Genomic DNA, 19,175 nt, shown 5'->3' with positions numbered 1-19,175 from the left:
GCAACGTGACATTGTACGCTGTTCCTCCGCACGCCGGTGGTGTGAGCGGTCTCGGAGGAAATGCAATGGGTGACCTGAAGCAGCACAGTCTCATCAAGGCTCAGGAACGGCTCCGTGACCAGGTCGGCCATGCCCTGAGGGCAGCCCTGATAGCGGGTGAACTGCGCCCCGGGAGCGTCTACTCCGCCCCCGGCCTCGCAGCCGAGCTCGGCGTCTCGGCCACCCCGGTGCGCGAGGCCATGCTGGACCTGGCCCGCGAGGGCCTGGTGGAGCCGGTCCGCAACAAGGGCTTCCGCATCACGGAGGTCAGCGAGCGCGATCTGGACCAGTACACCGAGCTGCGCACGATGATCGAGGTCCCGACCATCGGCAAGATCACGAAGATCGCCACGCCCGAGGCCCTGGAGGCCCTGCGCCCCATCGCGCAGGAGATCGTCACCAGCGCGCGCGAGCACAACCTCATCGGCTACCTGGAGGCCGACCGCCGCTTCCACCTCACCCTGCTCGGGCTCTCGGGCAACGACCGCCTGGTGGAAACCGTCGGCGACCTGCGCAAGCGCTCCCGGCTCTACGGCCTGACGGGCCTGGACGAGGCCGGCAAGCTGGTCTCCTCCGCCGAGGAGCACATCGAGCTCCTCGACCTGATGCTCAGCGGAGACGCGGAGGCGGCCGAAGCCTGCATGACCCGACACCTGGGCCACGTCCGCTCCCTCTGGGCCCAGGGCCGCGACGAACCGGTGGGCCGCCCCAAGGGCCGCCTGGGCTCGGGCCTCTAGGGCCGCGCCCGGCCCACCGCCGACCACCCGAACGGCGGCTACGCGGGCCCGCGCCCGGCGGCGTCGCGGGCGGCCAGGTCCAGCACCGCGCGCATCGCCTCCACCGGAAGGCCGGGGGAGGCGGCGGCGGACATGGCGACGGACTCCGAGCCGTCACCGAGCAGGCGCAGCAGCGTGCCCGTGGCCGTCCGGGAGTCCTCGGCGACGGCCCGCCGTACGGTGTGGTCCTCGTCCGCCGCCAGCCGCTCCAGCAGCGCGGCGGGCACGTCGGGGTCACGCAGCGCGAGGAGGCGCATGCGGGGGGCGGGGTCGGCGGCGAAGCGTCGGAGCGTCTCGGGCGCGAACGGGAAGTAATCCGCGGGCCGGTCAAGGAACTTCGACCGTCCGTGGCGCCGTTCGATGTCCTCGGCGGTGGCGGGGTCCACGTCGGGCGTCCGTTCCAGAGCGATCATGCGGACCGTCGGGTCCTCGTCCTCGAGCATCCCCCGCAGCAGCTCGGCCGGCAGCCGCTCACTGCGCGCCGCCGCGCGCCGCAGCCCCGTATGAGGGGAGGCGGCGTACGGGACGGGGTCGGCGGCCAGAGCCGAGGCCGTGTCCGGGTCCAGTTCCAGGGAACGTACGACTTCCTTGCGCGTGGCCGGATCGGCCAGCAGGACGGCGTGCAGGTCGGGGGGTGCGCCGTGCCCGCAGGCGCGCGCCCGTACCTCCGGCTCGGTGTCGGTGAGCAGCCTCCGGAGCAGGTCTTCGGGCAGTTCCGGCCGCCGTGCGAGCGCCGCGCGCACCCCGGCGTCGGTGTCGGTGGCCAGCGCGGCCAGGGATTCGGCGGACAGGTCGGGTCTGCCCGCGAGGGCGATCCGCACCTGAGCTTCGGTGTCGGCGGCGAACAGGGCGTGTCGCCCGGCGCCGGCGCTCTCCAGCTTCGCGCGCACCGCACGCACTTCGGGGTCCGGATCGGCCGCGAGCCGTGTGGCGATCTCGGGCGGCAGCGCCGCGTTGTGCGCGAGCGCCTGCGACTCGCCGTGTGCCAGGTACTCCTCGCACAGGGCCGGACTCGGTGCGAACCCCTCCCGCAGAGCCAGCCGCAGCGGTGCCAGGTCGTGCGGCAGGAGCCGTACCGCCAGCTCCTCCGGCAGGGCCTCGTTCCGGGTCAACCCGGTCAGCACTGCGGCCGGATGCGCGAGCTCGGGAAGGCCGGGAGGCGGCTCGGGAGGCTCTATCGGATCCATGGCGGGAGCATAGGCGTTGCCCTCACCGCCCAGCCCGGTCGGCGTCCCCAAGGCCCCCGCGGGCGGGCCGATTTGGACACGGCTGGATAACGGCGGCTCCAAACCCTTGTCAGTACAATTTCACATTACTATGTTACCGGTCACATCATAGAGCGCGGCCCTTCACTGGAGTGACCCATGACCAAGCGCACCCAACTCGCCCTCGCCACCGCCCTGGTGGCCGCACTCGCACTCGGCGCCTCGGGCTGCTCCGACCCCAAGAAGGGCTCCGCCGGCGGCGGTGCCTCCAACCCCGCTTCCGCCAACGACGGGAAGATCCTGGGCGGCGCACCCGTCAAGGGAGGCACCCTCACCGTCCTGTCCAACCAGGACTTCGCCCACCTCGACCCCGCCCGCAACTGGGTCATGCCGACCATGGACTTCGGTACCCGCCTCCTCTACCGCACCCTGGTCACCTTCAAGGCGGAGCCGGGCAAGTCGGGCAGCGAGCTCGTCCCCGACCTCGCCACCGACCTCGGCACCCCCTCCAACGGCGGCCGCACCTGGACCTTCACCCTGAAGGAGGGCGTGAAGTACGAGGACGGATCGCCCATCAAGGCCCAGGACATCAAGTACAACGTCGAGCGCTCCATGGCCCCCGACCTCACCGGCGGCCCCGACTACGCGGCCCAGTACCTGGCCGGCGCCGAGGGCTACAAGGGCCCGCTCCAGGGCAAGCACCTCGACTCCGTCAAGACCCCCGACGACCGCACGATCGTCTTCGAACTGAAGAGGCCCGTCGCCGAGTTCTCCGCGACCGCGACCCTCCCCACCTTCGCCCCGGTCCCCGAGTCGCAGGAGAAGGGCACGCAGTACGACGCCCGCCCGTTCTCCTCCGGCCCGTACAAGATCGAGTCGTACGACCGCGACAAGAAGCTCGTCCTGGTCCGCAACGAGCACTGGGACGCCAAGACCGACACCGTCCGCAAGGCCTACCCCGACAAGTTCGTGGTCGTCATGGGCCTCAAGGGCGGACAGATCGACGACCGGATCATCGCCGGGGAGGGCGCCGACGCCTCCTCCGTCCAGTGGTCCGACATGCGGCCCGAGAGCGCCCCCAAGGTGCTGCCCAAGCCGGAGATCAAGTCGCGGCTGCTGGCCGAGTCCCAGGGCTGTACCGAGATGCTCCAGATGAACAACTCCCGCGCCCCCTTCGACGACCCGAAGGTCCGCGAGGCCCTCCAGTACGCCGTCGACAAGGAGGCCGTGGTCACCGCGGGCGGCGGCCCGGCGCTCAACGAGGTCGCCACCGCCTACCTGCCCCCGGCCCTCTCCGGCGGCAAGCAGGCCGACACCCTGAAGATCGCGCCGTCCGGCGACCCCGCCAAGGCCAAGGAGCTCCTCAAGGCCGCGGGCAAGGAGACCCTGAAGGTCTCCCTGGCCGTCTCCACCGGCGACAAGGGCAAGGCGGAGGCCGTCCAGCAGGGCCTGGCCCGCGCGGGCGTCGAGGTGGTCATCGACACCGTCGACCCGGGCGCCTACTACGACGTCATCGGCGACACCGCCACCGCCCCCGACCTCGTGCTGTCCGGCTGGTGCCCCGACTACCCCTCCGGCTCCACCTTCCTCCCCTTCGTCTTCGACGGCCGCACCATCAAGGCCAAGGGCAACTCGGGCAATTACTCCCAGTTCAAGGACGAGGCGACGATCAAGCGGATCGACGAGATCAACGCCATGGCCGACGCCAAGCAGGCCAACCAGGCCTGGATCGACCTCGACGCCGAGATCATGAAGAAGTCCCCGGCCGTCCCCGTCCTGCTGGAGCGCAAGCCGCTGCTCGTCGGCACCAACATCGCCGGCGCCTTCGGCCACCCCGTCTGGGTCGGCCAGCTCGACTACGCCACCATCGGCCTCAAGGACCCGTCGAAGAGCCAGGGCTGAGGACGCGGGGGCCCCTGACACCATGACCACCACCGCACCGGGCGCCGCCGGACCGGGTGCCGCCCGTCCGGCAGCCCCGGACGGCGCACCGGCCGGGGCCGTCCCCCCGGGCAGCAGCCCCTGGCAGCTCGCCCGGCGGGAACTCCGCCGCCGCCCCGCCGTCCGCGTCAGCCTCTGCGTCGTCCTCCTCTTCGTCCTGATGGCCGCCACCGCCCCCTGGCTGGGCGCCCTGGGCGGCTGGTCCCCGGACGAGTTCGACAAGTCCGCCATCGACCCCTACCTCGGCGGCCAGCCGCTGGGCTCCTTCGGCGGGATCAGCTCCGACCACTGGCTCGGCGTGGAACCCGTCAGCGGCCGCGACCTGTTCGCCCGCGTCGTCCACGGCGCCCAGGTCTCGCTGCTCATCGCCTTCGCCGCCACCGCCATCGTGGTCGTCGCGGGCACCGCCGCCGGAATCGCCGCAGGCTACTTCGGAGGGCGCACCGACGCCGTCCTGTCCCGGCTGATGGACCTGACGATGTCCTTCCCGTCCCTCATCTTCATGATCGCGATGCTGTCGGTGGCCAAGGACGTCAACCGCATCGTCCTCATGACCGTCGTCATCGGCGTCTTCGGCTGGCCCGGCGTCGCCCGCGTCGTCCGAGGCCAGGCCCTCTCGCTCAAACACCGCGAGTACGTGGACGCCGCCCGCGTCGGCGGATCCAGCTCCTGGCGGATCCTGACCCGCGACATCCTCCCGGGGGTCTCCGGCCCGGTCATCGCCTACACCACCCTGCTCATCCCCGGCATGATCAGCACCGAGGCCGCGCTCAGCTACCTCGGCGTGGGCGTCCGCCCGCCCACCCCCTCCTGGGGTCAGATGATCGCCGAGTCCGTGGCCTTCTACGAGACCGACCCCATGTACTTCGTCATCCCCAGCCTCTTCCTCTTCCTCGCGGTTCTCGCCTTCACCCTGCTCGGCGACGCCCTGCGCGACATCCTCGACCCGAGGGGCGGCCGGACGTGATCCTCTACCTCGCGCGCCGGCTGCTCGCCCTGGCCGGTGTCCTCCTCGCCATCGCCGCCGTCACCTTCCTCATCTTCTACGTGCTCCCCTCCGACCCGGCCGCGGCCGCCTGCGGCAAGACCTGCAGCGCCGAGCGGCTGGCCGACGTACGCGCCTACCTCGGCCTCGACCGGCCGCTGTGGCGGCAGTTCGGCGAGTTCCTCACCGGGATCTTCACCGGACGCACCCTCGGCACCGGCCAGTACGCCGTCCAGTGCGACTTCCCCTGCCTGGGCTACTCCTACGAGAACTCCCTGCCGGTCTGGGACCTGCTGATGGACCGGCTCCCGGTCTCCGCCTCCCTCGCCGTCGGCGCCGCCGCCCTCTGGCTCGTCCTCGGCCTCGGCGCGGGAGTCACCGCCGCCCTGCGCAAGGACACGGCCACGGACAAGGTCCTCATGGTGGGCGCGGTCGCCGCCGCCTCCCTGCCCGTGTACTTCACCTCCGTGATGCTGATCTACGGAGTCATCCGGATCGCCGGGCTCCTGCCCTACCCCACCTACCAGGCCTTCACCGACAACCCCCTCGCCTGGGCGAGCAACCTGCTCCTGCCCTGGACCGCCCTCGCCCTGCTCTACGCCGCCATGTACGCCCGCCAGAGCCGCGGTTCGATGATCGAGGCCATGGCCGAGCCGTACATCCGCACCGCCCGCGCCAAGGGAATGCCCGAGCGCACCGTCGTGGTCAAACACGGACTGCGCTCCGGGATGACCCCGATCCTCACCATCTTCGGCATGGACCTCGGCAGCCTGCTCGCCGGAGCCGTCATCACCGAGTCCATCTTCGGACTCCCCGGTATCGGGAGGCTGTTCTACGGGGCCCTGGTCAGCTCGGACCAGCCCGTGGTGCTCGGAGTCACCCTGCTGGCCGCCTTCTTCATCGTCGTCGCGAACCTCGCCGTCGACCTCCTGTACGCCGTCATCGACCCGAGGGTGAGGTACTGATGGCTCCGCCTTCGCACGCCGCGGCCCCCGCGACCCCGCTGCTCCAAGTCCGCGACCTGCAGGTCACCTTCACCACCCCGCGCGGCACCGTACGCGCCGTCGACTCCCTCGGCTTCACCGTCGAGGCCGGCCGCACGCTCGGCATCGTCGGCGAGTCCGGCTCGGGCAAGTCCGTCACCTCCCTCGCCGTCATGGGCCTGCACCGGGGCGCCGAGATCGGCGGCTCCATCGCCCTCGACGGACAGGAACTGACCACCAAGTCCGAGAAGGAGCTCTCCAAGCTGCGCGGCCGCAAGATGGCCATGATCTTCCAGGACCCGCTGTCCAGCCTGCACCCCTACTACACGGTCGGCGAGCAGATCGCCGAGCACTTCCGGGTCCACTTCCGGGCCGGCCGGGCCGCCGCGAAACGGCGCGCCGTCGACATGCTCGGCGAGGTCGGCATCCCCGAACCCGCCCGCCGGGCCGGGGAGTACCCCCACCAGTTCTCCGGCGGCATGCGCCAGCGCGCGATGATCGCCATGGCGCTGGCCTGCGAACCCGAACTGCTCATCGCCGACGAGCCCACCACCGCGCTCGACGTCACCGTGCAGGCGCAGATCCTGGAGCTGATCGCCGGACTCCAGCAGGAGCGCGGACTCGGCGTCGTCATGATCACCCACGATCTGGGCGTGGTCGCCCGCGTCGCCCACGAGGTGCTCGTCATGTACGGCGGCAGGGCCGCCGAACAGGCCCCGGTGGACGACCTGTTCGCCGACCCGGCGCACCCGTACACCCGGGGGCTGCTCGATTCCCTGCCCCGGCTGGACGACGCCGACGACGAACCGCTGCGGGCCATCCCCGGCTCCCCGCCCTCCCTGCTCGCCCCCGCCCCGGGCTGCGCGTTCGCCCCGAGGTGCTCCGTGGCCGCCGCGAGCGGCGAGGAGGACCGGGAGCGCTGCGCCACCGTGCGGCCCGAACTCCTGCCGTACGGCGACGCCGGCCGCGAGACGGCCTGCCACTTCGCGGGCGCCGTCCGGGAGGTGACCCGATGACCACGCCGAACCAGACGGGTCCCCGCACCGCCCGGGTCCCGGCGGCCCGCGCCGAGGTCCCGCCGCCGCTGCTGAGCGTCCGCGACCTGACGATGGCCTTCCCCGGGAAGCGGTCCGCGACCGGGCGCCGGGGGGCGCCCGTGCGCGCCGTCGACGGAGTCTCCTTCGACCTGGAGGCCGGCCGCACCCTGGGCCTCGTAGGGGAGTCGGGCTGCGGCAAGTCCACCACCGGGCGGATGCTCGTCCGGCTGCTGGAACCGACCTCCGGAAGCGTGGAGTTCGACGGCCAGGACATCAGCCGGCTCTCCCAGCGCGCCCTGCGCCCGCTGCGCCGGAACCTCCAGATGGTCTTCCAGGACCCGCACTCCTCCCTCAACCCCCGCCAGACGGTGGCCCGGATCATCTCCGACCCGCTGCTCGTGCAGGGTTCGGGCGCGGCGGACGCCCGCCGCCGGGCCGCCGAGCTGATGGAGCTCGTCGGACTGATCCCGGAGCACATCGACCGCTATCCGCACGAGTTCTCCGGCGGCCAGGCGCAGCGCATCGGCATCGCCCGGTCGCTCGCCACCAACCCCCGGCTGATCGTCGCCGACGAACCGGTCTCGGCGCTCGACGTCTCCGTCCAGGCGCAGATCGTCAACCTGATGGAGCGGCTGCGCGCCGAACTGGGCCTGGCCTACGTGTTCATCGCGCACGACCTCTCGGTCGTCAAACGGGTCAGCGACCGGGTCGCGGTCATGTACCTCGGCCGAATCGTGGAGATGGGCGACAAGAAGTCGCTCTACGAGAACCCCCAGCACCCGTACACCAGGGCGCTGTTGTCCGCCGTACCGCTGCCCGACCCGGCGGCGGAGCGGCGGCGCGAGCGGATCGTGCTGCTCGGCGATCCGCCGAGTCCGGCCGCCCCGCCCCCGGGCTGCACCTTCCACCCCAGGTGCCCCGTGGCGCAGGAGATCTGCCGCACCGAACGGCCGCTGCTGCGGACGGTCGCCTCCCGTGAGGTGGCCTGCCACATGGCGTAGCCGCGGACGCCCGGGGGACCGGCGGGGAACCCGGGTACGGGGAGGGCCCCGGAGCGATGATCTCGCTCCGGGGCCCTCCCTTCGTTCCGGCGGCGCCTCAGGCCAGGCCGAGCTCCTTGCGGAAGAACTCCAGCTCCAGCGCCATGACCTTCTCCCGCACCCCGCCGGGGGTCATGTGCGTGACCCCCGGCAGTGCGAGGAGCTGGTGCGGGCGGCCCGCGTCGGTCAGGGCCTGCGAGAGCCGCAGGGTGTGCGAGGGGTGGACGTTGTCGTCGGCCAGCCCCGTGACCAGCAGCAGCGGCCGGCGCAGCCCCGCGGCGTCGGCGAGCAGACTGTCCCGCTCGTACACCTCCGGGTGCTCCTGGGGCAGACCCAGGTACCGCTCGGTGTACGCCGTGTCGTACTGCCGGAAGTCGGTCGGGGCGGCCCCGGCCGCCGCCGCGTGGAAGACGTCCGGGCGGCGCAGCACCGCGAGCGCGGACAGGTACCCGCCGTACGACCAGCCCCGGACGCCGACCCGGGTCAGGTCGAGGTCGCCGTGGCGCGCCCCGAGCGCCTGCAGGGCGGCGACCTGGTCCTCCAGGGTGACCTCGGAGAAGCCCCGGTACATGGCGTGCGTGTGCCGCGGCGAGACGTACGCGGTGCCGCGGTTGTCGACGGTGACCACGGCGAAGCCCTGGTCGGCCCACCACTGCCGGTGCTGCCAGCGGCGCGGCTCGGCGCTGACGTCCTGCATGCCGGGGCCGCCGTAGCTGTCCATCAGGACGGGCAGCCGCGTACCGGGGACGTGCCCGCGCGGCAGGACCAGGGCGGTGGGCACCGCGTGCTCGGTGACCCGCTCCAGCACCGGGACCACCCGGTACGGCAGCGGCTGCGACAGGTCGCCGGGGACGAACTCGCGCCCGTCGGGGCTCCGCAGGACGCGCCGGATCCCGTCGGCGTCGGCGGAGGTCAGCAGCAGTGCCCCCGCTGCGGCCTGGATGGAATGCACCCCGGTCCCGTCCGCGAGCGGGGTCAGGTCGCCCGTGTCCGGGTCCAGGAGGAGCACCTGCTGCTCGGAGGGGTCGCGCTGCCCGGCCTCGATCAGCAGGCGGTTCCCGTGGGTGCCGGCCACCTTGCGGACCTGGAGCCCGTCCCCGGTGAGGAGCGCGCCGTCCAGCGCGAGCGCGCGGGCGGCCCCGCCGGGGGTGTCGGCCGAGGTGAGCATCCGGCCGTCGGCCAGGCGCGCCGGGGTGCCGGGGAGCATGGGGTCCACCCACTGGGGGTGCGTGGTGCGCGACAGCTCCCGGGTGCGGCCGGTGTCCGGGTCGGCGGAGAGCAGCAGGACGTTCCGCTGGAGCCGGTCGTGCACGGTGAGCAGGATCTCGGTGGGCGAGTCCCAGTCCGCGTCGGAGACGTAGGGGTAGGTCTCGGTGTCCCAGTCGAGCCGCACGGCGGTGTCCGGGCCCGGTCCGAGCACCCAGAGCCGCACGTCGGCGTTGGGGCCGCCCGCCTCGGGGTACGCGAAGTCCTCGGCCGGCAGCTCCGGGTGCGCCGGGTCGGCGAACCAGCGCCGCTGGAGGGCGGATTCGTCGACGCGGGCGGCCAGCAGGCGCTCGCCGTCGGGGGACCACCAGTGCCCGCGGTGCCGGTCGAGCTCCTCGGCGGCGGCGAACTCCGCGACGCCCCAGCGGGCTCCGTCGTCGGGGCTGACCCGGCCGCCGGGGACGGTGTGCAGGGCGTCGCCGGTGACGTAGGCGATGCGCGAGCCGTCGGGGCTGGGGCGGGGGTCGAAGACGGGCCCGGCGGTGGGGAGTTCCTTGGGCTGCGCGGGCGCTCCGGCGTCCGCCGCGCGGGCGCCTTCGTACGCGGCGCAGTACAGGCGCCCGTAGAGCGCGAACACCGCGGTGCGCCCGTCGGCGGAGAGCGCGTACGAGCCGATCCCGGCGGCGACGAGCCGCGAGCGTTCGCGCAGCCGGCGCTCGACGACGGGGAGGGGCGCGGGCTCGGGGGACAGTTCGCGGGGGTCGGCGAGCCGGGTTTCGGCGCCGGTGGCGGTGTCCAGGACCCAGAGGCCGTCGAAGGGATCGGTGGGGCCGGTGGAGCGGAGGAACCAGAGGAGCCGGCCTTCGTCGCCGAAGGAGAAGGCGCGCGGGGCGCCGTAGGTGAACCGGGCGGTGCTCGCGGAGAGCCTGAGGAAGTCATCCATGCGATCCATGGAATCAGTGTGTCATGTGAAATACTACACGGCACATATCACACTGCATATGCCACATGGCCTAGGCCGTTCGAGTGGTGTCACCCCGGGTACAGGTTTAGCGTCGAAAAAGTGGACCCGAACGCTACGCCGAGCAGTACCAGCACCGGGACCGACGGCAAGGTCCGAGACAGCGAAGGCCATCACGGGCTAGCCCTGTTCGTGCTCGCCTCCTGCCAGCTCATGGTCGTTCTCGACATCACCATCGTGAACATCGCGCTGCCGCACATCCAGACCGCACTCGACTTCTCCACCGAGAGCCTGTCCTGGGTCGTCAACGCCTACACCCTCACCTTCGGCGGACTGCTGCTCCTCGGCGGCCGCACCGGCGACATCCTCGGCCGGCGGCGCGTCTTCATCTTCGGCGTCCTGCTCTTCGGCCTGGCCTCCCTGCTGGGCGGATTCGCCCAGAACGCGGGCCAGTTGATGGGCGCCCGCGCCCTCCAGGGCGTCGGCGGCGCCATCGCCTCCCCGACCGCCCTCGCACTGATCACCACCACCTTCCGCGAAGGACCCGAACGCAACCGGGCCTTCGGGGTCTTCGCCGGCGTCTCGGCCGGCGGCGGCGCGATCGGGCTGCTGGCCGGCGGGGTGCTCGTGGAGTGGCTGAACTGGCGCTGGGTGCTCTTCGTCAACGTCCCCATCGCGCTGCTGATCGCGCTGGTCACCCCGAAGGTGATCCGCGAATCCGCACGCCGCCCCGGACACTTCGACCTCGCGGGCGCCCTGCTCTCCACCATCGGCATGGTGGCACTGGTCTACGGATTCATCCGCGCGTCCCAGGACGGCTGGCTGGACGGGCTGACGCTCGGCTCCTTCGCGGCGGCCGTGGTTCTGCTGACCCTGTTCGTCATCAACGAACGGCGCTCGCCCCAGCCCATCACCCCGCTGCACATGTTCGCCGACCGCAACCGGGCCGGCACGTACGCGATCATGCTCTTCTTCGCCTGCGCGATCTTCGGCATGTTCTTCTTCCTGACCCTGTTCGTGCAGAACGTGCTGGGCTTCAGCCCGCTGCGGGCCGGGCTCGCCTTCCTGCCGGTCAGCGCGATGATCGCGGTGACGGCGGGGATGACCTCGCAGCTGCTGCCGAAGTTCGGGCCGAAGCCGTTCATGGTGACCGGCTCCCTGCTCTCGGCCGCCGGACTGGCCTGGCTCACGCAGACCGACATCCACTCGACCTACCTGGGCAGCATCCTGGGCCCGATGCTGCTGTTCAGCGCCGGCATGGGCATGCAGTTCGTGTCCCTGACCCTGATGGCCCTCTCGAACGTCCCCGACCGGGAATCGGGTGCGGCCTCCGGACTCCTGAACGCGATGCAGCAGGTGGGCGGCTCGCTCGGCCTGTCCATCCTGGTCACGGTCTTCGGCACGGCCAGCCGCAACGAGGCCAAGGACCAGGTGGGCTCCTTCCTGCGCACCGCCACACCCGAACAGAAGCTCTTCTTCGCCAAGACCAAGCAGTTCCCGAAGCCCTGGAGCGACCAGGTCCTCACCTCGGGCGTCAGCGCCGCCTTCGTGGCGGCAGCCGTCTTCACCCTGATCACGGCGCTGATCGCGCTCTTCGTCATCCAGGTGCGGCCCTCGGACCTCGCCCGCCTCCAGGGCAACCACACACCGGCCGCTGGGGCCTGACCCGGCGGCCGGCCGGCCGCCGGGTCAGGAGCCCGCGCGACGGATCCGGCAGCGCGCCGGACCGGTGGTGCGCAAGGTGATCCCGGCGGTGACGGACACCTCGGTGTCCACCGCCTCGAACTCGTAGGCCCGCAGCAGCATCGCCAGCGCGATCACCGACTCCAGCATGGAGAAGTGCTGCCCGATGCAGGCGCGCGGTCCGCCGCCGAAGGGCAGCCAGGCGTACCGCGGCCGGGCCGCCTCCGCCTCCGGGGTGAACCGGTCGGGATCGAAACGCTCCGGATCCGGCCAGTAGCCGGGGTGGCGGTGGGTCACCCACGGCGCCACGATCACGTCGGCGCCGGCCGGGATGGTGTGCCCGTCGACCTCCGCCGCGGCCACCGAGCGGCGACCGAGCACCGGGGCCGCCGGGTAGAGCCGCATGGCCTCCTTGAGCACCTGGGTGAGGTACGGGAGCCGGTCGAGGTCGGCGGCTCCGGGCGTACGGTCTCCCAGCACCGCGGTGACCTCGGCGCGGGCCCGCTCCTGGAGCTCGGGATGGCGGGCCAGCAGGTGCAGGGAGAAGGCCAGCGAGGTGGCGGTCGTCTCGTGCCCGGCGAGCAGGAAGATCAGGACCTGTTCGCGCAGCTCGGTGGCGTCGAACTCCCCGTCGTCCACACTGCTCGCGGCAGCGAGCAAGGACAGCAGGTCCTCGTCGGCTCCGGCTTCCTTGCTGCCGCTGCCGCTGCCGCTGCTGCGGCGCTCGGCGATGATCCCGTCGCACACCGCGTACAGCTCGTCCATCGCCGCGGCCGCCCGCTTGTTGCCCGGAGTGGGCCAGTCGCGGGGGACGTTGACGGGGGAGTAGCCGCGGCGCATCACGTAGGCGGTGATGACCGGAAAGGACCGGTCCACGACGTCGGCGGCGGCGTCCACGTCGGTGCCGAAGAGGATCCGGGCGACGGCGCGCAGGGCCAGGGCCATCATCTCGTCCGCGACGTCGACGACCCCGTCCGGGGCCGCCTCCCAGGCGGTGAGGGTGGCAGCGGTCTCGGTCGCGACGGCGTCCGCGTACCCGTCCACCCGGCGCTTGGTGAACAGCGGCTGCACCAGCCGCCGCTGGCGCAGGTAGTCCTCGTCCTGGCTGGTGAGCAGGCCGTTGCCGAGGGCGTCGCGGACCTCTTGGTATATGGCGTTGTCCTTGCGGAAATTGGCCGCCTGCGTGGCCAGGACCTGCTGCGCCCCCTCCGCCGAGAACACGCAGTGCAGCTCGGTGCGCAGCCCCGGCGGACCGGCCGTGATCCGTACGACGTCGCCGTGCAGGTGCCGCGCCCGCTGGTACGTACCGAGGGCGTCCGACTTCAGGTCGGCGAGCGACCCGAGCAGCGGGGAGCCCTCCAGCCGGGGGATGACCGTACGGTCGCTGCTGCCTGTCCGTGGTGCTTGCGCTGCTGCCATGGCTCCGCCCTCAGAACTGTGCCGACAGGGCGATTCTGGGGGCGGCGGCCCGCCGGGTGCGAGGGCCGGCGGACCATCCGGCCGGATATCGCCGTAGCCCGGGCCCCTTCCTCGGCCTAGTCGCAGGCGACGCCGTCGTCGTCGCGGTCGAGGTGCCTGCCGTAGCCGGGCTGGCCGCGCCGGATCGGGGCGGCGCCTGCGGCCCTGGCCTCGGCGCAGTTCCGGTAAGCGGCATCCTTCGGCCCGGGGGCCGGGGTCGGGCCGGACTTCGGCTGCTTGGGCTTCGGATGACCCGGGTCCGCGGAGGGGACCGGGGTCTTGGCGGGGCTCGACCCCTTGGGCGGATGCAGGGAGGCGCCGGCGGCGGCCGGGCACGGGGTTCCGGGCGCGACGAGCGAGATCTCGACGGAGGCGTCGCCCGTCACGGGGGTGGCGGCCGCCGGGGTCTGGAAGCAGACCGCCCACTGGCCGTGGTCGGCGGCGAGCGGGACGTCATCGTAGGCGCTGCGCGCCTCGACCGGCTTGGGGAGCACCGGTTTCACGAGGGCCTCGGCTTCGGCGGACGTCTTCCCGATGAGCCCCGGCATCGAGGGCCCGGACCCGCTCGGGGCGGGCGCGGATCCCGGTCCGCCGGAGTCCTTGCCCTGCGGGGCGGCCGCTCCTGCGCACCCGGCGAGGAGCAGGACGGCGGCTGCCACGGCGGCGGCCATGGCGCCGCCTCGATGCGCAGACATGAAATGGAACCCCCCGAGATCACGCGGCGTCGAACCGCCTCGGCACAGGAGCCTACCCAGGCCCCCGGACCCCCGGGCCCTGGCTCACCCCGCTTCCGCAGGATCGTTCCCCCATCAACCCGTCATCAACTCGCCCCGGGTTCAAGCCAGTCGAGGCGGAATCCGACACGCTCACCAACGGGTGAGGATGCCCCGGAGTGCAGCGCGATGACGCCAGGGTGGGGCCCATGATCACCATCCGTGCCCTGCGCCGTCGCGCCGCCGTGCTCGCGACCGCCCTCGCCGCCGCCCTGCTGCCCCCGGCCTCCGCGTCCGCCTCGGCCCCGGCCCTTGCCTCCGCCCCTGCCTCCTCCTCCGCCCGGGGATCGCTCCACGCGGCGGCTCCCGCGAACTCCTGCCCCCGGGTCCAGAACCACCTCTTCGCCGCCGCCGACGAACGCGTGGAGGTGGAGCGCATCACGCCCTCCCCGTCCTGGCGGATCAACTGCAAGCAGCTCTACCGCTCGGACGGCCGCCCGCCGGCGGTGGTCTTCGAAGAGGGCTTCCTGCCGAGGGACACCCTGAACGGCCAGTACGACATCGAGAGTTACGTCCTGGTCAACCAGCCCTCCCCGTACGTCTCCACCACGTACAACCACGACCTGTACAAGTCCTGGAAGAGCGGCTGGAACTACTACATCGACGCCCCGGGCGGAGTGGACGTCAACCAGACCATCGGCGACACCCACAAGTACGCCTCCCAGGTCGAGGTGGCCTTCCCGGGCGGCATCGCGCGCTCGTTCATCGTGGCCGTCTGCCCGGTGGACACGGTGAAGAAGGTGGAGATCATGGACCGCTGCGAGGACAACCCGCACTACGAGCCCTGGCGCGCCAACTAGCCGGGCTGAAGCAGCCGTTCGATCCCGCTGTCCGGCTAGCTCCGGTATCCCCAGCGCGCGCGGCCGTCCTTGCCCATGAAGCACTTCGCCGGGCGGCCGTCCGAGGTCGTCGCACTGGCGCCGACCGGGGAGCAGGGCTGGCCGAACTGGATGCCGGCCGTACCGCCGCCGCCGGTGCGGCCGCCACCACTGCTCGTACTGCCACCACTGCTCGTACTGCCGCCCCCGCTCGTACTGCTGCCTCCGGAGGCCGACCCCTGGTCACCGCCGTCGTCGTCCTCCTCCTTCGGCGGCTCGGGGGCCGGGGCCGGGGCCGGCGGCGGAGTGGGGGTCGCTTGCGGCTCCGGGTGGAGCCGGGTGCCCTCCCTGTCGGGGCATGCCGCATCCGGCGCGGCCAGGGCCACCCGCTGCCCGCCGTTCGTGATGCCCTCTCCCGGGGCCGGCCCCTGGACGCACACCAGCCAGGCGCCGGTATCGGCGGGGAGGGTGACGTCCGTGTAGACGCTCCTGCGCTGCAGGGCGCCTCCGCCGAGGATCTCGATCTGCTGCGCCGCGGCCGCGTACGTGGACCCCACGATCCGGGGCATGGGCAGGAGCGCAGCCGGGGCCTGCGTGGTGGCGGTGACCGTGACGGTGACGGTGGGCGCAGGCACGGGCTTCGACTTCGCCCGCTCGGAGCACGCCGCGACGATCAGCAACAGCACGAGGAAGACCGTCGCCATCCCACCGCACCCCAGAACGGTCCTCTGCGGGGACCCGAACCGCCCCGGCGGCGGAGGCTGGTCCGGCACGGAGTGGCCGTAGGGAGGCAGGTGGGACACGGGACTCCTCTGACGCTTTGCCGGATTCCGGCGGAGTGCAACGACCGGTCGGGACCCGGGTCAGGCGTTGGAATAGGTGATCAGCAGCCGGGGGTCGGTACTGGTGACGGGGGTGGGCTGCTCGAACCACTGGTCATGGACCGGGCCGGAGGTGACGATGTTCCCGACGAAGGCGCGCATCTTCGCCCCGCTGTTGTCCGTAGTCACGACGGGAGAGTAGCCGTCGCGGGCACCGGGAGGGAGACCCGTCCCAAGGGCCGGTCGGCGAAGGGCACTTCCCTTCGCCCGACGTGCTCGCCGCCCGTACGGCGGCCGTACGGGCCGGGGCGCACGGAGAAGCCCCCGCCCGAAGGCGGGGGCCTGGTCCGACCCGACCGGCTTCCTAGATGTCGCGGAAGATCTCGATCTGGGCGCCCACCGAGTTGAGGCGTTCCGCCAGTTCCTCGTAGCCGCGGTTGATGACGTAGACGTTGCGCAGGACCGAGGTGCCCTCGGCCGCCATCATCGCCAGGAGGACGACCACCGCGGGGCGCAGGGCCGGGGGGCACATCATTTCTGCCGCGCGCCAGCGGGTGGGGCCCTCGACCAGGACGCGGTGGGGGTCCAGGAGTTGGAGGCGGCCGCCGAGGCGGTTGAGGTCCGTGAGGTAGATGGCGCGGTTGTCGTACACCCAGTCGTGGATCAGGGTCTGGCCCTGGGCCACGGCCGCGATGGCGGCGAAGAAGGGGACGTTGTCGATGTTCAGCCCGGGGAAGGGCATCGGGTGGATCTTGTCGATCGGCGCTTCGAGCTTCGACGGGCGGACGGTGAGGTCCACCAGGCGGGTGCGGCCGTTGTCGGCCGTGTACTCGGGGGAGCGGTCGTGGTCGAGGCCCATCTCCTCCAGCACCGCGAGCTCGATCTCCATGAACTCGATCGGGACCCGGCGGATGGTGAGTTCGGATTCCGTCACGACCGCCGCGGCCAGCAGGCTCATCGCCTCGACCGGGTCCTCGGAGGGGGAGTAGTCCACGTCCACGTCGATGTTCGGGACGCCGTGGACGGTGAGGGTCGTGGTGCCGACGCCGTCCACCCGGACGCCGAGCGCCTCCAGGAAGAAGCACAGGTCCTGGACCATGTAGTTGGAGGAGGCGTTGCGGATGACGGTGGTGCCGTCGTGCCGGGCGGCGGCCAGCAGCGCGTTCTCGGTGACGGTGTCCCCGCGCTCGGTCAGCACGATCGGGCGGTCCGGGGAGATGCCGGACTCGACCTGGGCGTGGTAGATGCCCTCGGTCGCGGTGATGTCCAGGCCGAAGCGGCGCAGGGCGATCATGTGCGGCTCGATGGTGCGGGTGCCGAGGTCGCAGCCGCCCGCGTAGGGCAGCTTGAAGTGGTCCATCCGGTGGAGCAGGGGACCCAGGAACATGATGATGCTGCGGGTGCGGCGGGCCGCGTCCGCGTCCATGGCGTCCATGTCGAGGCGGGCCGGCGGTACGAGTTCCAGGTCGATGCCGTCGTTGATCCAGCGGGTGCGGACGCCGATGGAGTTCAGGACTTCGAGGAGGCGGTAGACCTCCTCGATGCGGGCGACCCGGCGAAGGACCGTACGGCCCTTGTTGAGCAGCGAGGCGCAGAGCAGGGCCACGCACGCGTTCTTGCTCGTCTTGACGTCGATCGCGCCGGACAGGCGACGGCCGCCGACCACGCGCAGGTGCATCGGACCGGCGTAGCCCAGGGAGACGATTTCGCTGTCGAGGGCTTCCCCGATGCGCGCGATCATCTCAAGGCTGATGTTCTGGTTGCCGCGCTCGATCCGGTTCACAGCGCTCTGGCTGGTGCCGAGGGCGTCCGCGAGCTGACTCTGTGTCCAGCCCCGGTGCTGCCGGGCGTCACGGATGAGCTTGCCGATGCGTACGAGGTAGTCGTCTGCCATGGATGCACCGTATCTCAGATATGAGATGTTGCCCGCGTTGGGCGTGGCAGACGGGTGTCAACGGGCACGAAAAGGGACTTACCGGTCGTCAGCTCCCATGGTGGAGCCGCCGTGTGCGTGGTGCGCGACGAGGCGGCCGAGGAGGTCGACGAGCTGCTCGCGCTCCGGTGCGGACAAAGGGGACAGAAGCTCCTCCTGGGCCGCGGCGAGCAGTTGCTCCAGCTTGCGCAGCCGGCGCCGGCCGGCGGTCGTCAGGGTGATGACGTTGCGCCGCCGGTCGGCGGGGTCGGGGGTCCGCTCGACCAGCTCGCGTGCGGCGAGTTCGTTGATGACGGCGACCAGGTCGCTGCGGTGGATGTCGGTGCGGCCGCTCAGGGCCGCCTGGCTCGCGGGTCCGAACTCGTCCAGGGCGACCAGGGTCGCGTAGTGCCATTTGCGCGCGTCCGCCCCGCTCAGTCCTTCGGTGACGAGCCGTGTGGCGTGCGCCGAGGCCTGTGAGAGCAGTCGGCTGGGCAGTTCGCGCAGCCGCGCGGGGAGGGCGGAGGTGCCCTGGTCCTCTTCCGTGGTCATGGCGGGATCGTACCCCTTGCGTTCGGGGCACTAACGGTTTAACTTCGTTGGTGTCACAAACGTTTGTGGCACCAACGACCTCGACCGAATGAAACGGATGGTTCCCCATGCCCGTCATCGACGTACTCGACTCGACGATGTACTACGAGGAGCTCGGCGCCCCCGACGGCGTCCCCTTCGTCTTCCTGCACGGCAACCCGACCTCCTCCCACCTGTGGCGGGGCGTACTGCCCCGGATCGGGGGCCGGGTCCGCGTCCTCGCCCCCGACCTCATCGGGATGGGCCGCTCCGGCAAGCCCGGCGGCGAGTACCGCTTCGCCGACCACGCCCGCTACCTCGACGCCTGGTTCGACGCCCTCGGCCTCGACGAGGTCGTCCTCGTCGGCCAGGACTGGGGCGGGGCGCTCGCCTTCGACCGGGCCGCCCGGCACCCGGAGCAGGTCCGCGGGCTCGCCTTCATGGAAACGATCCTGCGCCCGATGACCTGGGAGGAGTACCCGCCCGCCGCCCGCGCCCGGTTCGAGGCGATCCGTACCCCGGGGGTCGGGGAGGAGATGATCCTGGAGCGGAACCTCTTCATCGAGGACAGCATCGGCAAGACGGTGCTGAACCCCATGAGCGAGGCCGACCACTCCGTCTACGCCGCCCCCTACCCGACCCCCGAGAGCCGGGTCCCCCTGCTCCGGTTCGCCCGCTCCCTGCCGATCGGCGGCGAGCCGGCGGACGTGGTCGCCCGGGTCGAGGAGTACGACGCCTGGCTGGCCGCCAGCCCGCAGGTGCCCAAGCTCCTGCTCCACTTCGACGGCTCGCCCGCCCTGATGGTCGGCCCCGAGCTGGTCGCGTGGAGCGAGGAGAACATCTCCGCGCTGGAGAGCGAGTACTGCGGAGCGGCCGCCCACCTCTGCCCGGAGGACCGGCCCGAGGAGATCGCCGCCGCCGTCACGGCCTGGGCCGCACGCCACGGCCTTGCGGGCTGAGCGGCCGG

17 protein-coding genes are annotated in these 19,175 nt (G+C 72.0%); 9 read left to right on the top strand and 8 right to left on the bottom strand.

Annotated elements, in window-relative coordinates; genetic code table 11:
• The first annotated feature begins 65 nt into the window (after nucleotides 1-65).
• Nucleotides 66-776 carry a GntR family transcriptional regulator gene (locus OG898_RS01690; protein ID WP_250742080.1) on the top strand — a complete coding sequence of 237 codons (711 nt, stop codon included), beginning with the start codon at nucleotides 66-68 and terminating at the stop codon, nucleotides 774-776.
• Between the two features lie 38 nt (nucleotides 777-814).
• Here the strand turns inward: OG898_RS01690 and OG898_RS01685 are convergent, their stop codons facing one another.
• On the bottom strand, nucleotides 815-2,002 hold the full coding sequence (locus tag OG898_RS01685) for a hypothetical protein (protein ID WP_266954521.1): 1,188 nt from the start codon (nucleotides 2,000-2,002) through the stop codon (nucleotides 815-817).
• Between the two features lie 177 nt (nucleotides 2,003-2,179).
• On the opposite strand from OG898_RS01685, the gene OG898_RS01680 reads away from it, so the two are divergent.
• Genes OG898_RS01680 through OG898_RS01660 form a run of 5 tightly spaced genes read left to right on the top strand, consistent with a single transcriptional unit; the run spans nucleotide 2,180 to nucleotide 7,967 of the window.
• Nucleotides 2,180-3,922 (top strand): ABC transporter substrate-binding protein, encoded by a 1,743-nt coding sequence (locus tag OG898_RS01680; RefSeq protein ID WP_250742078.1) that lies wholly within the window; start codon nucleotides 2,180-2,182, stop codon nucleotides 3,920-3,922.
• A 22-nt stretch (nucleotides 3,923-3,944) separates the two neighbouring features.
• Entirely contained in the window at nucleotides 3,945-4,928 is a 984-nt protein-coding gene (locus OG898_RS01675) for an ABC transporter permease (protein ID WP_250742077.1), read from the top strand.
• Complete coding sequence (locus tag OG898_RS01670; protein WP_250742076.1) at nucleotides 4,925-5,911, top strand: ABC transporter permease; 987 nt, start codon at nucleotides 4,925-4,927, stop codon at nucleotides 5,909-5,911. Before OG898_RS01675 ends, OG898_RS01670 begins: the two co-directional genes overlap by 4 nt.
• Nucleotides 5,911-6,945 carry an ABC transporter ATP-binding protein gene (locus tag OG898_RS01665; protein WP_250742075.1) on the top strand — a complete coding sequence of 345 codons (1,035 nt, stop codon included), beginning with the start codon at nucleotides 5,911-5,913 and terminating at the stop codon, nucleotides 6,943-6,945. Before OG898_RS01670 ends, OG898_RS01665 begins: the two co-directional genes overlap by 1 nt.
• Nucleotides 6,942-7,967 (top strand): ABC transporter ATP-binding protein, encoded by a 1,026-nt coding sequence (locus tag OG898_RS01660; RefSeq protein WP_266954518.1) that lies wholly within the window; start codon nucleotides 6,942-6,944, stop codon nucleotides 7,965-7,967. The genes OG898_RS01665 and OG898_RS01660 overlap by 4 nt, the downstream gene beginning before the upstream one ends.
• 97 nt (nucleotides 7,968-8,064) lie before the next feature.
• Here OG898_RS01660 and OG898_RS01655 read toward each other — a convergent pair whose 3' ends face one another.
• Nucleotides 8,065-10,164: a prolyl oligopeptidase family serine peptidase gene (locus OG898_RS01655; RefSeq protein WP_266954516.1), complete on the bottom strand. Its 2,100-nt coding sequence runs from the start codon at nucleotides 10,162-10,164 to the stop codon at nucleotides 8,065-8,067.
• A gap of 222 nt (nucleotides 10,165-10,386) precedes the next feature.
• Between OG898_RS01655 and OG898_RS01650 the strand changes: the two genes are divergently transcribed.
• Nucleotides 10,387-11,838: an MFS transporter gene (locus OG898_RS01650; protein WP_250742120.1), complete on the top strand. Its 1,452-nt coding sequence runs from the start codon at nucleotides 10,387-10,389 to the stop codon at nucleotides 11,836-11,838.
• Between the two features lie 24 nt (nucleotides 11,839-11,862).
• Here the strand turns inward: OG898_RS01650 and OG898_RS01645 are convergent, their stop codons facing one another.
• Together OG898_RS01645 and OG898_RS01640 are read right to left on the bottom strand one after the other, a co-directional pair.
• A complete protein-coding gene (locus OG898_RS01645; RefSeq protein WP_266954514.1) occupies nucleotides 11,863-13,275 on the bottom strand; it encodes a cytochrome P450 in 1,413 nt (470 codons plus the stop codon).
• A 116-nt stretch (nucleotides 13,276-13,391) separates the two neighbouring features.
• Nucleotides 13,392-14,009 carry an excalibur calcium-binding domain-containing protein gene (locus OG898_RS01640; RefSeq protein WP_266954512.1) on the bottom strand — a complete coding sequence of 206 codons (618 nt, stop codon included), beginning with the start codon at nucleotides 14,007-14,009 and terminating at the stop codon, nucleotides 13,392-13,394.
• A gap of 227 nt (nucleotides 14,010-14,236) precedes the next feature.
• On the opposite strand from OG898_RS01640, the gene OG898_RS01635 reads away from it, so the two are divergent.
• Nucleotides 14,237-14,887 carry an ADP-ribosyltransferase gene (locus OG898_RS01635; RefSeq protein ID WP_266954510.1) on the top strand — a complete coding sequence of 217 codons (651 nt, stop codon included), beginning with the start codon at nucleotides 14,237-14,239 and terminating at the stop codon, nucleotides 14,885-14,887.
• 35 nt (nucleotides 14,888-14,922) lie between these two features.
• Here the strand turns inward: OG898_RS01635 and OG898_RS01630 are convergent, their stop codons facing one another.
• From OG898_RS01630 to OG898_RS01615, 4 genes are all read right to left on the bottom strand, one after another.
• The gene (locus OG898_RS01630; RefSeq protein ID WP_266954508.1) at nucleotides 14,923-15,609 is read right to left on the bottom strand and encodes a hypothetical protein; all 687 of its coding nucleotides are present in this window, start codon (nucleotides 15,607-15,609) and stop codon (nucleotides 14,923-14,925) included.
• Nucleotides 15,610-15,768: 159 nt separating this feature from the next.
• Nucleotides 15,769-15,915: a hypothetical protein gene (locus tag OG898_RS01625; protein ID WP_250742069.1), complete on the bottom strand. Its 147-nt coding sequence runs from the start codon at nucleotides 15,913-15,915 to the stop codon at nucleotides 15,769-15,771.
• A 175-nt stretch (nucleotides 15,916-16,090) separates the two neighbouring features.
• Complete coding sequence (locus OG898_RS01620; RefSeq protein ID WP_250742068.1) at nucleotides 16,091-17,620, bottom strand: UDP-N-acetylglucosamine 1-carboxyvinyltransferase; 1,530 nt, start codon at nucleotides 17,618-17,620, stop codon at nucleotides 16,091-16,093.
• A 78-nt stretch (nucleotides 17,621-17,698) separates the two neighbouring features.
• Nucleotides 17,699-18,190 (bottom strand): MarR family winged helix-turn-helix transcriptional regulator, encoded by a 492-nt coding sequence (locus OG898_RS01615; RefSeq protein ID WP_266954506.1) that lies wholly within the window; start codon nucleotides 18,188-18,190, stop codon nucleotides 17,699-17,701.
• Nucleotides 18,191-18,297: 107 nt separating this feature from the next.
• Here OG898_RS01615 and OG898_RS01610 point away from each other — a divergent pair, with 107 nt between their 5' ends.
• Entirely contained in the window at nucleotides 18,298-19,167 is an 870-nt protein-coding gene (locus OG898_RS01610; protein WP_250742066.1) for a haloalkane dehalogenase, read from the top strand.
• Nucleotides 19,168-19,175 lie beyond the last annotated feature (8 nt).

This window comes from Streptomyces sp. NBC_00193, assembly GCF_026342735.1.
Classification (GTDB): domain Bacteria; phylum Actinomycetota; class Actinomycetes; order Streptomycetales; family Streptomycetaceae; genus Streptomyces; species Streptomyces stoeckheimensis.
Note: the sequence above shows the minus strand (reverse complement) of the source record. Positions and strands in the feature narration are given on the sequence as shown.